This is a genomic window from Anaeromicrobium sediminis (genome assembly GCF_002270055.1).
In the GTDB taxonomy this organism is placed as follows: domain Bacteria; phylum Bacillota; class Clostridia; order Peptostreptococcales; family Thermotaleaceae; genus Anaeromicrobium; species Anaeromicrobium sediminis.
This window is the reverse complement of the sequence record NZ_NIBG01000008.1, coordinates 186,253-203,013: the sequence shown is the minus strand read 5'-3', so window position 1 is coordinate 203,013 and position 16,761 is coordinate 186,253. Positions and strand designations below refer to the sequence as shown.

Below are 16,761 nucleotides of genomic sequence, written 5' to 3'. Positions count from 1 at the left end.
TGTCTATTATAAGGGGAGCATATCAAATCAAGGAAGGCTTTTATTTTATGAATAAAATATAATTATATATTACATATGATTACGGAAAAAGGTAAATACTTGACAATAAAATATAAAAAAACTATACTCAAAACAGCTAGTACAATACAAAAGGAGAAATTAATGAGAAATAGATTAAAAGTAATAGAAGGATATAAAGATAAAGAAATAAAAAAGGAGTATAAATTTGTAAAGGCCATGGCCACTAATACCCGCCTTATGGGAGTTGTAGGAGTATATATACAATGGAAAGACTATGAACAAAATAATTTTCATCAATTATTTCACCTAGACTATGAAGAATTCGGAATAGATAATTATAAAGAAGTAATAGAAGATGATATATTAAAAACAGAAATATTAAAAATGATGGGAGGCCTAGGAGGAGAATTAGTAGAGATAACTCTTAAGGAAGCCAAGTTTTTAATAAAAAAGGCCATAGAAAAAAATCCCTTTGAAAGTGAAGAATGGATAGAGCAAATAGATAATTTTCATATGATAGATAGGGACAATGAATTAAATGAAGAGGAAGAAATCTTATTATTAAATAAAATATGTATAGGATTGTCTAATAGCAATGAACTAATAAACTATTATATTATGAGAAGTGTGGGATTAGATAAGGATGGAATAAAATATTTATCAAGTAATGAGAATGAAATCCACTTTGTTAAAACTCCATCCATATTATTAAAGAATACTGTGGAGAAGATAGAAGAAGATAAATATATAGTAGAAAGTATTATAGATTTAAATCAAAAGTATAAACTAGTTGTGTCTGAGATGAAATTAAAAAATAATAAAATATGTAACGTTGAAATTAAGAGTGAAATGAGAATAAGTCCTCAAGAAGCAGCCTTTTCCCTAAGGAAAAGAGAATATATTATGCTGTATTTAATAAAGGATAAAAGCAAGTTTCTAGAGCTAATAGAAAAGAATAAACCCCATAGTATGATCAATGATTATGAAGGGGGAACATTAATTACTGAATTTAACTCTAATAATAACCATGTGAAAAAAGATATATATTATTTAAGTGGAGACATATGGGGCATATATTATATAACAGATTCAAATCAGCTAGTAGTAGGGGCATATGATGAAAAAAAGGCAGCTAAAATTAATGAAGAATTAGAATCAGAATACAAAGATCTATTAATAAACATTAAAAATATACATTTAGAAAATAGTATAATATATCAATTTGTACATAGTGGTGAAACTAATATATTAGACTTCATATATGAGGACAAATAAATGAAAGCAAAATATATGATGATAGTAGCAATAATTGCCATATCCTTTTCATCCATATTCATAAAAATGTCTCAAGCACCACCTTTAATAATAGCATCATATAGATTGGGAATAGCCGTATTAATCATGTCACCTATGGTACTTTTAAAGCATAGGGAAGAGTTAAAAAAAGCAAATAAGGGTACTATAAAATGGTGTATAATAAGTGGAGTTGTTTTAGGTTTACACTTTTTAACCTGGGTATCATCTTTAAAATACACATCAATAGCAAGTGCTGTAGTATTAGTAAATACGGCACCAGTATTTTCTGTAGTAGGTGGGTACATATTCTTTAAAGAAAGATTACATAAAAAGGCTATAATAGGTATAATAATAGCATTTATAGGAGCAGCCTTAATATCTGGAGGAGATTATACATTAGGTAGCAACATAATATGGGGAGACTTTTTAGCCATAAGCGCTGCATTATTTTTTACTATATATTTAGCTATAGGAAATAGGGCTAGAAAGGAACTTAGTGTAAATAGTTATACATTTATAGTTTATTCAGTGGCATTTATAACTTTAATAACTATTGCTATCGTAACAAATGTTCCCTTATATCCATATACTTTAAGGGAATGGTATATATTCTTAGCATTAGCACTAGTTTGTACATTTTTAGGTCATAGTGTGTGTAATTGGGCACTAGAGTATCTATCTGCCACCTTTGTATCTACAGTAGTATTGGCAGAACCTATATTTTCTATAGTATGGGCATACTATATATTTAAAGAAATACCATACCTTTGGCAAATGATAGGTGGACTTATTATATTATGTGGAATATATTTATATGTAGATAATGAAAAATAAATATAAATTTTTAAAGTTCGCTTTTTAGTGAACTTTTTTTATACGAAAAATTAAAACAATATAGTAATCCTACTAAAATGTAAAAAAAAAAAAGTTAACATCCTAATATATAGAAAAAATGGGGAAAAAATGTTAATATAGTAAATATGATCAAAATACAGAAGGGGATGAAAAAGATAAAATGGAAGAAATGGAAGTAATTGATATAAGAGAATTATTCTTTGTTGTAAAAAAAAGAATGGGAATCATATTCTTAATAACTATCATATCCATAATAACTAGTGCCTTAGTGAGTGTATACGTCCTTGAACCCGTATATGAAACATACACTACTATGATGGTCGGAAAAACTAAAAGTCAAGAATCATTACTTGAGTATAGTGATGTTTTATTAAGTCAAAAACTAGTTAAAACCTATGGAGAAATTGCAAAGAGTAAATCCGTATTAAAGGTAGTTAAGGATGACTTAAAGTTAGAAATAGGATTAGATGAATTAAAGGAACAGATATCTGTAAACTCAGTGAAAGACACTGAAATTATTATGATAAAGGTACAAAATACCGATCCCAAAATGGCTAGAAATATAGCTAATCACACAGCTAGAATATTCAAGAGACAAGTTATTCAAATCATGAAAGTAGATAATGTTCAAATAATAGATAAGGCAGAAATTCCGGAGGAGCCTATAAAACCAAGAAAAACAATGAATGTAGCCATAGCTGGAGTATTAGGACTTATGGTATCCTTTGGTTTAGTATTTTTACTAGAATACTTAGATAATACCATAAAGAATCCAGAGGATGTGGAGAAACATTTAGGATTACCAGTAATAGGAACAATACCTCAAATGGATAATATGAATAAAAAAAAAATAAAGAAGGAGGTAGCGTTGAATGAAAGATTTAGTAACTCTTAATAACCCTAAATCTCCCATATCAGAATCCTTTAGAGTATTAAGAACCAATATACAATTTTCTAGCTTAGACAAGGACTTGAGAAGTATATTAGTAACTAGTTCTACCCAAGGTGAAGGTAAAACTACAACCATATGTAACTTAGCCATAACCATAGCCCAATCAGGTAAAAGTGTATTATTAGTGGATTGTGATTTAAGAAGACCTAGAATACATAATAATTTTGAGTTAAACAACTATAAGGGACTTACAAACATATTAGCAGAGCAAAATAATGAGGATGATTGCATAAAAGAAAGTACAATTGTAAATCTTTCTGTACTTAGTAGTGGGCCAAAACCTCCTAATCCATCGGAAGTATTAGGATCAAAGAGTATGAAAAACTTTATTGAAAGCATGAAAGAAAAATATGATTATGTATTACTAGATGCAGCACCAGTAGGTCTAGTTACAGATGGTGCCATACTATCTACTCTAGCTGATGGTGTCTTATTAGTGGCCGCATCAGGAGAGGTGGCTATAGAGGCAGCTAAAAGATCTAAGGAATTACTAGAAAATGTAAATGCTAATATATTAGGAGTAGTATTAAATAAAGTATCTGTTGAGAAGAGTAAATATTATAAGTACTACTATAACCAATATTATTATCAAGAAGCTAAGTAGATAAGGAGCATAATATGATAGATTGTCATTGTCATATACTTCCAAACATAGACGATGGATCTAATAGTATGGAAGAAAGTATCAAAATGGCTAAGATAGCTAAGGATAAAGGCACTAAAACCATAATAAGTACATCCCACTTTTATGATACGAATATGTTTGTCACAGGAAAAAAATTAGAAGAATCTTTAGAATTATTTAGAGAAAAGCTAGAGGAACATAATATTGATTTAGAAATACTATTGGGGAATGAAGCTTACATGTCCCCGGAGTTGCCTAAGTATATAGAAGAAAGAAAAGTTTATACTTTAAATAATTCAAAATATCTTTTAGTGGAACTACCCTTATTAGAAATGCCCATGTATACCTTTGAGGTATTATATGAACTAAAGCTAATGGGGATAATTCCCATAATGGCCCATCCAGAGAGATACACCTATGTGATGGACAACCCTAATCTAGTATACGACTTTATAGATAAGGGAGCCTTAATACAATTAAACGGTGGCAGTATAAGAGGCAGATTTGGTGATGAGACTCAAAGGATAGCAAATGATTTGTTAAATCATAATATGGTACATATCATAGGTAGTGATGGACATGGCTATAATAGCAGACGACCAGTACTTGATAAAAGTTATAGTTTAGTAAAAGAAAAATTGGGAAAAGATTATGCAGAGGAACTATTTTCAATTAATCCTAAAAGAGTATTGGAAAATAAAAATATAACCATAAAGGATCCAATTAAAATAGAAGAAAAAACTACGTTTATAAAGAAGATATCTAAATTATTAAAAATTGGATAAATGATAATAATAAGGGGGAAATATTATGAAAAAACTATTTATACTAACTATAATATGTACAAGTCTATTAGTAAATCCATTATCCATATATGCAGGAGATACTACAGATGTGAGTGCATCAGTTATAACTGATTTAATAGAAAAGGCAATTAATAGTAGTGATGACAAAGAAGACACTATAGAAAAGGTAAAAGACGTATATTTCAAAGATGATAGGGGAATAAGGGATTTAAAGACAAGTGTAAGTATTGAGTTAACCGAAGATAGGGTAGAAAAACTAAATGACATGGGTGTAGAAGTTAAAGATGTAATGGATGGAATTGATTCATTAAAAGACTGGTCTTATGAAGAACGAATTAAATTAGTAGATTATGTAGCAGATGGGAAACTAGATGATGCTGCTGATTTAATAGTCAATGGTGGAGAAAATGAAACTACTATAGAAACAGGACCTAGTGGCGGCGGTGTTACTCCTGAAGAAAAGGTTGCACAAGAATCTGTAGAAGAAGCTCAAAAAGAGGAGTTAAAGCATAAATTCAATGATATAGAAGGACATTGGGCAGAAGAAAGCATTGCTTTTATGACTAATATGGGTATAGTAAGTGGATTAGATGAAGAAACTTTCAATCCAAACGGACAAGTTACGAGAGCTGAAATGGCTACTCTTATGGTAAAAATACTAGATATAGATATAAATACTCTAGCTTATATACCTTTTGAAGATGTGCAAACTAATGATTGGTACTATAAATATGTGAGAAGTGCCTATAATAATAAAATAATAAGTGGAATGAATGAAAAATCATTTAATCCAGAGGGCAATATCACTAGAGAACAAATGATTACTATGGCCATAAACACATTAAAGGATAATGATATAGATATAAGTGAAGTAGTATTAGATGAATACAAAGACTCGAGTAATATATCATCATGGGCAGTAGAGTTTATTAAAAAGGGGAAAAAATTAGGGATAATAAGAGAAAATGAGAATCTTAATCCACAAGAAATAATCTCAAGAGCAGAGGCCGTGTGGATATTAGATAAAGTTTACAAAATCAAAAATCAAAATAAGGGGGAATAAAGATGAAAGGAAAAAGAATCATATCTATGTGCATATGCCTATTAATGGTATTTTCATGTTTACCTACAAGTTATGCTAATGCAGATAGACCAAGTATATCAGATATCGTAGACAAAACAGTAAATCTAATAGGCAGTATAGCTAATAGCGAAGATGAACGCGTACAAGGCTTATATGATATTGCTATGTATTCAGCTAAAGGAGAAGTTGATCCTGTTACAGGTGACCCATGGAACACAGATGAATTAATAGGGTATTTAAAGAGAACCATGGCTAATCAACCTGCTATGACTCAAGAATACTTAGATAAGTTAAATGATAAATTATCAGCTGAAGATGAAATAACCATAGATGAAGCCATTAAATTAGTAGATGTACTTAAAATTATGGACATATTTACAGTAGCTGAAAGAGTACAAATTCTAGAGGACATGAAAGATTATAAGGTTCCAGAAATTATTAAGGGAGATGAATGTGAAGATTTAGTAGCTAAAATAAGAGAAGACCTACCAGAGCTAGAGTCAAAGCTAGAGTCACAGTCAGATGAAAACAATAGTAATTTTGACTTAGAATTATATATATATGGGTTAACAGTGATTAAAGAAAAAATAGGAGAACCGGTAGTTATAGAAGATAAATCTGGAGATATATCTATATATATACCAGATAGCATTAATGGAATAGATGTGGAAGGCATTATGGATGAGGTATTAGAAGGATTTACATTATGGGGATACCAATATGATTCATTAGACCAACTTAGCAATGACTTTGTAAAGGTTATTAATGAGAGACTTACAGATGATGAAAAATATACATTAAAAGTTATATTAGCTGAGTTCGATTTATACGAAGGGGATATGGTAAAACCAGTGATCACCCTTGAGGGGGATGAAACAGTTAAAATAAATCAGGGTGAAACTTATACAGATGAAGGAGTAACAGCTGAAGATAATGTAGATGGAGATATTACAAGTAAAGTTGAAGATACTATAGTAAAAGATGGTAAGGTTGTAGATGTTGTAGATACTAATGTACCAGGTACATACACTATAAAATACAACGTAACTGATAAAGCAGGAAATGAAGCAGATGAAGTAATAAGAACAGTTATCGTTATAAAAGTAGTAGAAATAGATGAAGAAGATATTGAAGAAGAAGAGGTAGATGGCGTAACTGAGATAACAGTAACAGTTCCTGATGTAGAAGTTGATGAAGAAGGAACAACAGAACCAGTTGTTGCACAAATACCATTAAGTGATAATGTAAAAGAGGACTTAGGACTTACTGGAGACCAAGAGATTGAAATAAATTTACCAGCATTAGATATAGGTGTAGGTGAAGAACTTACAATCGCAATTAAAAAAGCACCAGAATCAATTAGTGCTGATAAGAAAGTATTAGCAGTAGAGATTGAGGTTAAAGGACTTGATCATAACACAACTGTTACATTAGTACTACCCATTCCACAAGGAGTTAATAACCCAACTGCATTCCATAGAACAGGTAGCCGTTGGGAAATTAGAGAAGGTAGTAAAGATGGAAATGAGTTTAAATTCGATACAAACCTAAGTTCAGTAGCTATTGCGGATAAAGTAGAGGTTCCAACATTAAAATCAACATCAAAATCATCAAGTAGTGTAACACTAGAATGGACTTCAACTCTAACAGGTGCAACTTATGAAGTATATAAAAATGGAAAAAGAGTTACAACAACAAGTAGTAAAACTTATACAGCAACAAAATTAGAAGCAAAAACACAATATGATTTTAAAGTAAGAGCGTTAGACAAAGATAACTTTGAATCTGAATTCTCAAGTGAAATATCTGTTACTACTGATAAAAAATATACTTCATCAGGTGGCGGTGGAGGCGGTGGCGGTGGCTCCGCGAAAATTAAAGTAGATGGTTGTAATATTGAATCTTCAAATGGAGACATAGATGCTAAAAGTATGAATGAGGCTTTAGATAGTGCTATTGAGGATAAAAAAGGTGCTGTAAACATTAAGGTTACAACTGATTCTACGGACATGGAAGTTAATCTACCTAAAGAAGGTATGAAAAAACTATTAGAAAATAAATTAGATCTTAATATTAAATCTGAGAAATTAGAGTACAATATCCCAGCTGGAGCTATAAGTGAAAAAATTATAGACAGCTTAGGTGAAGAAGGTCAGTTACAATTTAAATCTAAAGAGTTAAGCGTATCAAAGACTTTATATAAAATACCATTAGGTAGTGAGTATGATAGAGATAATGCCTTAGTTATAGACTTTGTGTTAAATGGATTAGATAAAGAAGATAAAGTTGTGGATAATGTATCTAAATTCAATAAGTCTATAGATATTAAGATAGACTTAAAAGAAGTTAAAGGTAGTGTGGAAAAATTAAACCTATACTATGTAAATGAAAAAACAAATAAATTAGAGTATGTACCATCTAAAATTGTAGATGGAAATCTAGTAGTCAAATTAAATCACTATAGTATGTATTCTATTATGGAATACAATGTAACTTATAGTGATATTCAAAACCACTGGTCTAAAGAATTTGTAGAAACTATGGCATCTAAGTATATTGTAAAAGGTTACGAAGATGGCACATTTAAACCTGATAACAAGGTAACTAGAGCAGAGTTTGCCACATTGTTAGTAAAGACTTTAGGTTTAGAAGAAGTTAAATACGACGGTGAATTTACTGATATATCTAAAGATGATTGGTATGCAAATATGGTAGCTACTGCTGCTAAGAACAATCTTGTAGGTGGATATGAAGATGATACATATAAGCCAAACAAGACTATCACTAGAGCAGAAATGGCTGTAATGATTGCCAATGCATTAGAAGGAGAAGTAGAGTCTAGTGTGGAAGCTAAGCTAGATAAAGTATTTAATGATACATTATCTATTCCTAAGTGGGCAAGACCATATGTACTTAAGGCATATGAAGCAGACATATTAGTTGGAGCTGATGGAAGCTTTAATGCAGATAATAATGCAACTAGAGGCGAGGCTACAACTGCTGTATACAAATTATTTAAAAAGTAAATAAAATAATAAATAATGCAAAAGCAATAAGGTGTTTTTACGTAAAAGTAAAAACACCTTATTTTTACATTTTGTGAAAATATTAAAAAATATGGGAAATGTCGTAAAATGTCGGAAAAAATAGGACGAAATCCCTATAAAATGGTAAATAAATGTACTATAATAAAAGGTGTTCTAATTGTTGAAAAATCAACAATGCTAGACTAATTTTATATTGGGGATGAGAGAATGGAAGTAAAAAATAATGCAAAAAGACTAGATATTACTGATTCTTTTTACAGAAAAATGATCCTAATGGTGTTCGACATAATATGCATAAACTTATCTATAGTAATAGCTTTAGCTCTTCGATTTGATTTTATTATTCCAAGTATCTACATACAAAACTATCTCAATCATATTATTCTAACTAACATTATAGTAATACTTTGTTACTACAAGATGGGCTTATATTGTAGTATATGGAGATATGCAAGCATAGAAGAATTAGGTAGGGTAATAATTTCAGCGTTGATAGGGACCATGAGCCTATTTTTTGTCTTTGGGTACTATCATACGAATATGATGACAGGATTCTACATAATATTCTATCTTGTTAATGTATTATCTATAGGAGGTATAAGATTTACTTATAGAATAGGGAGAAGAATAAAGTCTAAGTTATATCCTAAGGGTTTAAAGAGAAATAACGTATTAGTCATTGGGGCAGGAAAAGCTGGGTCCATAATGATTAAGGAAATAAAGAATAATCCAGACATTAGCAAAAGGGCAGTGGCAATAATAGATGATGATAAAAGTAAACACAACAGAAAAATACATGGTGTACCTGTAGTTGGAGGCAGAGAGTCCATAAAAGAAACTATAAGAAAAATGCATATAGATGAAATAGTAATAGCTATTCCTTCTGCTAGTAAGCAAGTTATAAAGGAGATATTTGATATATGCAGTAGTACAAAATGTAAATTAAAAACTCTCCCTGGAATATATGAGTTGATAAATGGAGAAGTGAATGTACAAAAAATTAGGGATGTAAGAATTGAAGATTTATTAGGAAGAGAACAAATAGAAGTAGACTTGAAAGAAATTTGTGAATATATAGAAGATGAAGTAATACTAGTAACTGGTGGAGGCGGCTCCATTGGTTCTGAACTATGTAGACAGATAAGTAAATTTAAACCAAAGAAGTTACTTATATTAGACATATATGAAAACAATGCTTATGACATACAAAATGAACTTATCAGAAATAACAAAGATTTAGACTTAGAAGTTATCATTGCATCTGTGAGAGATAGAAAAAGACTAGAGAACATATTTGATGAATATAGACCAAAGGTAGTATTCCATGCAGCAGCTCACAAACATGTGCCTCTTATGGAACATAACCCTACAGAGGCTATAAAAAATAATGTGTTTGGTACAAGAAATGTGGCTGAGTTATCTGACGAATATGGAGTAAAGAGATTTGTACTCATATCTACAGATAAAGCTGTGAACCCAACTAATATTATGGGAGCCACAAAGAGGTTGGCAGAAATGATAATACAAACATTAGACAAAGAAAGTGACACAGAGTTTGTGGCAGTGAGATTTGGAAATGTACTAGGTAGTAATGGTAGTGTTATTCCATTATTTAAGAGACAAATAGCAGAAGGTGGACCTATAACTGTTACTCATAAGGATGTTATTAGATACTTTATGACCATACCAGAGGCAGTTCAGCTTGTAATACAGGCGGGTTCTATGGCAAAGGGTGGAGAAATATTTGTTCTAGATATGGGAGAACCAGTTAAGATAGTTGATTTAGCCGAGAATCTCATACGATTATCTGGATTTGAACCCTATAGGGAAGTAGACATATCATTTACAGGTTTAAGGCCAGGAGAAAAATTATATGAAGAGCTTCTTATGGAGGAAGAAGGATTACAAGCTACTAAGCATAAGAAGATATTTATAGGACAACCACTTAATATTAATAGGAGTTATTTAGATAGAGAATTAAGTGTTTTGAGTAGGATACTAACTATGGAGACTACAGAGTTAGTTAGGCCTATTATGAAGAAGGTAGTTCCTACTTATAAAGAAAATACAGCATAGTCATATGACACAGCATATTGAAATCAAGTTTTAAAGCAGTTAGGTCAATGGTTGTAAGTGTTGACATAGGAATTTAAATTGTTAAAAAATATGTTTTTTAGCTGTGAAATCATTGATATGACTTTTGTTAAATAGTATAGATAGCAATTTTGTAGCAAGATTAAATAAATCATAATTTTAGAAAGTTGGTTAAGGAGGATACATATGAACTTATATGAACAAATCATAAATAACCAAGAAAAAATATCTGTAGTGGGCTTAGGATATGTTGGAATGCCTATAGCAGTAGCATTTGCAAAACATACCAATGTAGTGGGCTTTGACATTAATAAGAAGAAGGTAGAAAGCTACATAGATGGAATAGATGTTACTAAAGAAATAGGAGATGAAGCTATAAAAGAAACAACAGTATGCTTCACATCAGATGAAAGAGAACTTAGGAACTGTAAGTTCCATATCGTAGCTGTTCCTACACCAGTATCAATAGATAAAACGCCAGACTTGACTCCTGTTATTTGCGCAAGTAAGACCATAGGTAGAAATCTTGTAAAGGGTTCTATTGTTGTTTATGAATCTACAGTATATCCTGGAGTAACTGAAGATATATGTGTACCCATTTTGGAAGAAAAATCTGGTTTGAAATGTGGAGTAGACTTTAAGGTGGGATATTCACCAGAGCGTATCAATCCAGGTGATAAGGTGAATACTCTGGAAAAAATTGTAAAAGTTGTTTCGGGTATGGATGAAGAATCTCTAGATATTATTGCTAAAACTTATGAACTAGTTATCGAAGCTGGTGTGCATAGAGCTGAAAGCATTAAAGTAGCTGAGGCTTCTAAAGTAATAGAGAACTCTCAAAGAGATATTAATATCGCATTTATGAATGAGTTGTCTATTGTTTTTAATAAAATGGGTATTGACACAAAAGCTGTTCTGGAGGCAGCAGGAACTAAGTGGAATTTCTTAAAATTCACGCCTGGACTAGTAGGTGGACACTGTATAGGAGTTGATCCTTACTACTTTATATATAAGGCTGAGGAATTAGGATACCATTCACAGATTATCCTATCTGGAAGAAGGATAAATGATGGCATGGGGAAATTTGTAGCTGAAAATACTGTGAAAAAACTTATACAAGCAGATAAACAAATTAAAGGTGCAAAAGTTGTTATAATGGGAATTACATTTAAAGAAAACTGCCCGGATTCAAGAAATACAAAAGTAATTGATATTATTAAAGAGTTGGAAGATTATGGAATTGACATAAAAGTTGTTGACCCTGTTGCAAATGAAGAAGAAGTATGGCATGAGTATAGAATTCAACTTCATAGAATGGAAGATATACAAGGTATGGATGCAGTGATCTTTGCTGTACCACATGAAGTATTTTTAAATATAAAGCTACAAGAACTTAGAAAAATGTATAGAGAAAATGATACAAATAATCTAGATATTAGTGATGAAGTTGCAGCAACAACAGAAAAGGATAGTGAAGAAAACAGTTATGTTTTAATAGATGTAAAAGGATTATTTAGTAGAGAAGAAACAGAAGATATGGGTTATTTATACTGGAGATTATAAGAAAAACTTATATTAATAAAAAAGAAAGGCTGATTTTAATGAAAATGTACCATCAAATTAAGCGTATTATAGATTTTATTCTATCTTTCACTGCAATGTTGACTTTTTGGCCAGTCTTTCTAATTTTGGCAGTTATCATAAAGTTAGACTCTAAAGGACCTATATTTTTTATGCAAAAGAGAGTTGGGAAAGATAAGAAGTATTTTAATATATTGAAGTTTAGAACTATGAGAACTGAAACTCCAAGTGATATGCCTACGCATATGCTTGAGAATCCAGATGCATTTATTACTAAGAGTGGAAAGTTTTTAAGAAAGACAAGTTTAGATGAATTACCACAGATCATTAACATTTTAAAAGGTGAGATGAGCATAATTGGCCCTAGACCTGCCTTATGGAACCAACATGATTTGATATCTGAAAGAGATCAATATGGTGCGAATGATATATCCCCAGGACTTACTGGGTGGGCACAGATCAATGGTAGAGATGAGTTGCCTATAGATGTCAAAGCGAAACTTGATGGAGAGTACGTTGAAAAAATGGGTTTTGCTTTTGATGTGAAGATATTTTTTAAGACAGTTTTTAGTATTCTGAAAAGTGATGGAGTTAGAGAAGGGAAGAGTCAGGAATTAAGTAAATAATTAGAGGTGCTTTGAATGATTAATATATTAATAACAGGTAGCAATAGCTATGTTGGGAAAAGTTTTAAAGAGTGGCTAGCTAGATGGCCAAATAAATACTCTGTCAATATGATATCTGTTAGAAATGATGATTGGAAAAAAAGTGATTTTTCTCAGTATGATGTGATAGTTCATATGGCAGCTGTTGTTCATCAGAAAGAAAAGGTAGAAATGCAAGAACTTTATTTCAAAATAAACAGGGATCTAACTTTAGAAATTGCAAATAAAGCAAAAGCTGAAGGTGTAAAGCAATTCATATTTATGAGTACAATGTCAGTTTATGGTTTGACAGGCAAGATTAGTGAGAATGTAGTCATTACAAAGGATACAATTCCTAATCCAAATACATTTTATGGTATGAGTAAGCTTGAAGCAGAGAAAGAGTTGATTAAGTTAAAAGATAATAGTTTCAATATTGCAATATTAAGGCCACCTATGATATATGGTCCAAATTGTCCTGGAAACTATAAAAAACTAAGAAAGCTTGCAATAATGACTACTGTATTTCCCGAAATATATAATCAGAGAAGCATGATTTTTATTCAGAATTTATCAGAATTTATTAGGTTAATAATAGAAAATCGAGAAATGGGACTATTCTTTCCACAAAATAAGAAATATGTCAGTACTACTAAGTTAGTTAAGTTAATTACAAAAGAACACTCTAAGAATATCTACTTATCTAGGGGTTTATTTCGGGGGATAAAGCTATTTGGAAAGAGAATAAATGTATTGAACAAAGTATTTGGCAATTTAGTTTTTGACCTAAGCTTGTCAGGTTATAGGGAATTTCAGTATTGTATTATTGATTTAGAGAAATCTGTTGAGATTTGTGAAAATAAACTATAGAAGTAGGTGATAGATTATGAAAAAAGTTTTGTTTACGGCCACTGTAGACAGTCACATATTAAATTTTCATATACCGTATCTTAATTGGTTTAAAAAAGAAGGATATGAGGTGCATGTTGCAAGTAATGGTAATTCAGATATTCCTTGTGTGGATGTAAAACATAATATTACATTTGAGAGGTCACCATTTAAATTAACAAATTTACAGGCATATAAGAAACTTGGTAAGATCATAAATGACAACAAGTATGAATTAATTCACTGCAACACACCAGTGGCGAGTGTGCTAACAAGGTTAGCAGCAAAAAAAGCTCGTAAAAAAGGAACTAAAGTGATCTATACAGCACATGGATTTCATTTTTATAAGGGGTCACCATTTAAAAATTGGTTATTATATTATAACGTTGAGAAATTGATGGCTAAATATACGGATTGTATAATAACAATTAACCAAGAGGATTATTATACAGCAAAATTGAAATTTAATACTAAGTATATTGAACATGTGCATGGTGTTGGTGTTGATTTGATCAAGTTTACTGTAATTAGCGAAGAGGAGAAACAAAGGTTAAGAGTTGAAAAGGGGTATAGTAAAGAAGATTTTATCTTGATATATCCTGCGGAGTTAAGTACCCGAAAGAATCAATCAATGTTAATAGAAGTAGTTGAAATCTTAAAGGATACGATACCTAATCTTAAATTATTATTACCAGGTGAACAAACTTTAGGGGATTTATATAAAAGAATAGCGAATAAAAGAGGTGTTAGTGAACATATTGAATTCTTAGGTTTTAGGAATGATATAAAAGAATTAGTGGCAATGAGTGATGTAAGCGTTTCTTCAAGTTTACAAGAAGGTTTAGCTGTTAATATCATGGAAGCTATGGCCAGTGGTAAGCCTGTTGTTACAACCAATTGTCGAGGTGGGGCCGATCTTATTGAAGATGATGTCAATGGTTATGTTGTAGCCATTAATGATAGTAAAGCCATGGCTCGTAGAATAATCAAACTTTATGAAGACAGGAAGTTAAGTCTTGCAATGGGATTAAAAGGAAGAGCTATGATGAACAAGTTTTCACTTGAAAATGTTAAGACTGAAATGCAGAGAGTTTATAAAAAAGTAGAAGAGAGAAATTCTGAATTTAAGTTGAAAAATTGTTAGTAAAGAAGAAGACATTTCTTAATTAGGGCTAGATTATATGGCTGTATCTATCAATATACTTTTGCTAGAAATGATATATGTTATAACTTGATAATCATGAATCTAAACTATAGCTACTACTTTTAATAAAATTAGATTCAAATAACACTAAATCTGTTATTGTAGGTTCGGTACTCAGAAATGAAAAAACTTCTAATTTGTGTTTGGCAGAGATATAGAGTGTAATTTTGCAAAATTATCAAAAATCCAATTGTAGATATGAAGCTACTGTGGATAATTGAAGATGTTTATATTTTAATATAATAAACAGAAATTCCCCTGAAATAAGGGACAGATTTTTAATTGAATATTCAACTGGACGGATTAATGCCATGATAAAGTGAATACATTAGAAACTATTATTAAAATGTTGCTAGAATTAAATAGGAAAGAAATCTATCGGCGGGTATACAAGTATTGAATATTGTAATTATAATGTAAGGAAGTGAAAAAATGGAAAGAAAAAAATTTACTGTATCTTTTTTTCATGATACAGTTTTATTATGTGATAGTAATGGTAATCACTATTCTATTCATTTCCCTTATCATTTTTGGCAAAGATATTTATCATGCTTTAAAAAAGTAATTGTATCTACAAGATGTAACAACTATGAAACTTGTGGAGTGAAAAATAAAAAAGGATATGAACAGTCAAATGGTGAGGATGTAAGACATTTATCAATAGTGAGCTATAAAAAGTTATATGATCTGTTTTTTGATTACAAAAAAATAATTGAAGAAATTAGAAATGCATTAATTAATTCTGATTGTGCAATAATTAGAATGCCTAGTATTATAGGGATATTAGCTTGTCGAGAGTCATTGAAACTAAAGAAAACTTTTGGTGTAGAAGTAGTTGCAAATGCGTTTGAAGGGTACTGGAACTATGGAAACATTGCTGGAAAATTACTTGCACCAATTATACATTTTATTAATAAATATTATATTAAAAAAGCTCCTATAGTAGCATATATAACCAGTGAATATATGCAAAAGATATATCCAAGTAATGGTATAGCTTTTGCAGATGTAGCGAATATAAGTTTAGAAGTTCCTAGTCATGATGTTTTGGCTAACAGGATAGTTAAACTAGTTAATTATACTAATGATTCTATAGTTTTGATTGGGATGATAGGTGCTTTAAATGTAAAATTTAAGGGGCATGCTACTGCAATTAGAGCAGTAAAAGCATTGATTGATAAAGGAGTCAATTGTAAACTTCAAATAGTTGGTGAAGGAGATTCAAGTAATTTAGCCGATTTATGCTATAAACTTGGAATTTCTAAAAATGTTCAATTTTTAGGCACTATACCAAGTGGTAAATGTGTATTTGATTGGATGGATAAATTGGATTTTTATGTTCAACCAAGTATTACTGAAGCACATGGTAGAGCTGTTATAGAAGCTATGAGTAGAGGATTAGCGGTTGTAGCTTCTGATATTGGGGGATTGAAAGAATCTTTATGTAAAACAGAAAGATTTCAAGTAGGTGATTACGAAGAAATGAGCAACATTATTTACGATATTATTCAAAATCAAGATAGAAGAATTGAATTGGCGTATCGCAATTATGAATATTCAAAGAAATTTCATGAAGAAAATATAGAGGAACAAAGAAAATTATTTTTAAATGAGTTGGTAATGAATGTTGAAAAGAATGGATAATTTGTATAAACCATTTGATG

At 30.7% G+C, this 16,761-nt stretch carries 13 protein-coding genes; all 13 read left to right on the top strand.

The genetic code is table 11. The features are described from left to right. Positions 1-162: 162 nt before the first annotated feature. The 13 genes from CCE28_RS11140 to CCE28_RS11080 all read left to right on the top strand — a co-directional run bounded on the left by CCE28_RS11140 (position 163) and on the right by CCE28_RS11080 (position 16,741). Positions 163-1,296, top strand: a complete 1,134-nt coding sequence (locus CCE28_RS11140) for a hypothetical protein (RefSeq protein WP_095133782.1) — start codon at positions 163-165, stop codon at positions 1,294-1,296. Further along, positions 1,297-2,151, top strand: coding sequence for a DMT family transporter (locus tag CCE28_RS11135; protein WP_095133781.1), 855 nt, complete (start codon positions 1,297-1,299; stop codon positions 2,149-2,151). Positions 2,152-2,341: 190 nt separating this feature from the next. Then, positions 2,342-3,067, top strand: coding sequence for a YveK family protein (locus CCE28_RS11130; RefSeq protein ID WP_207652890.1), 726 nt, complete (start codon positions 2,342-2,344; stop codon positions 3,065-3,067). Next, positions 3,045-3,728, top strand: coding sequence for a CpsD/CapB family tyrosine-protein kinase (locus CCE28_RS11125; RefSeq protein WP_095133779.1), 684 nt, complete (start codon positions 3,045-3,047; stop codon positions 3,726-3,728). The genes CCE28_RS11130 and CCE28_RS11125 overlap by 23 nt, the downstream gene beginning before the upstream one ends. Before the next feature lie 14 nt (positions 3,729-3,742). Next, positions 3,743-4,534 carry a tyrosine-protein phosphatase gene (locus tag CCE28_RS11120; protein WP_095133778.1) on the top strand — a complete coding sequence of 264 codons (792 nt, stop codon included), beginning with the start codon at positions 3,743-3,745 and terminating at the stop codon, positions 4,532-4,534. A 25-nt stretch (positions 4,535-4,559) separates the two neighbouring features. Beyond that, on the top strand, positions 4,560-5,618 hold the full coding sequence (locus CCE28_RS11115) for an S-layer homology domain-containing protein (protein WP_095133777.1): 1,059 nt from the start codon (positions 4,560-4,562) through the stop codon (positions 5,616-5,618). Between the two features lie 2 nt (positions 5,619-5,620). Then, complete coding sequence (locus CCE28_RS11110) at positions 5,621-8,665, top strand: S-layer homology domain-containing protein (RefSeq protein ID WP_095133776.1); 3,045 nt, start codon at positions 5,621-5,623, stop codon at positions 8,663-8,665. A gap of 228 nt (positions 8,666-8,893) precedes the next feature. After that, entirely contained in the window at positions 8,894-10,762 is a 1,869-nt protein-coding gene (locus CCE28_RS11105; RefSeq protein WP_330396848.1) for a polysaccharide biosynthesis protein, read from the top strand. 204 nt (positions 10,763-10,966) lie between these two features. Continuing rightward, on the top strand, positions 10,967-12,343 hold the full coding sequence (locus CCE28_RS11100; RefSeq protein ID WP_095133775.1) for a nucleotide sugar dehydrogenase: 1,377 nt from the start codon (positions 10,967-10,969) through the stop codon (positions 12,341-12,343). Positions 12,344-12,381: 38 nt separating this feature from the next. Beyond that, positions 12,382-12,987 (top strand): sugar transferase, encoded by a 606-nt coding sequence (locus CCE28_RS11095; protein WP_207652889.1) that lies wholly within the window; start codon positions 12,382-12,384, stop codon positions 12,985-12,987. Between the two features lie 15 nt (positions 12,988-13,002). Then, positions 13,003-13,875: an NAD-dependent epimerase/dehydratase family protein gene (locus CCE28_RS11090; protein WP_207652888.1), complete on the top strand. Its 873-nt coding sequence runs from the start codon at positions 13,003-13,005 to the stop codon at positions 13,873-13,875. A gap of 16 nt (positions 13,876-13,891) precedes the next feature. Then, positions 13,892-15,037: a glycosyltransferase family 4 protein gene (locus CCE28_RS11085; protein ID WP_095133774.1), complete on the top strand. Its 1,146-nt coding sequence runs from the start codon at positions 13,892-13,894 to the stop codon at positions 15,035-15,037. 492 nt (positions 15,038-15,529) lie between these two features. After that, the gene (locus CCE28_RS11080) at positions 15,530-16,741 is read left to right on the top strand and encodes a glycosyltransferase (protein ID WP_095133773.1); all 1,212 of its coding nucleotides are present in this window, start codon (positions 15,530-15,532) and stop codon (positions 16,739-16,741) included. Positions 16,742-16,761 lie beyond the last annotated feature (20 nt).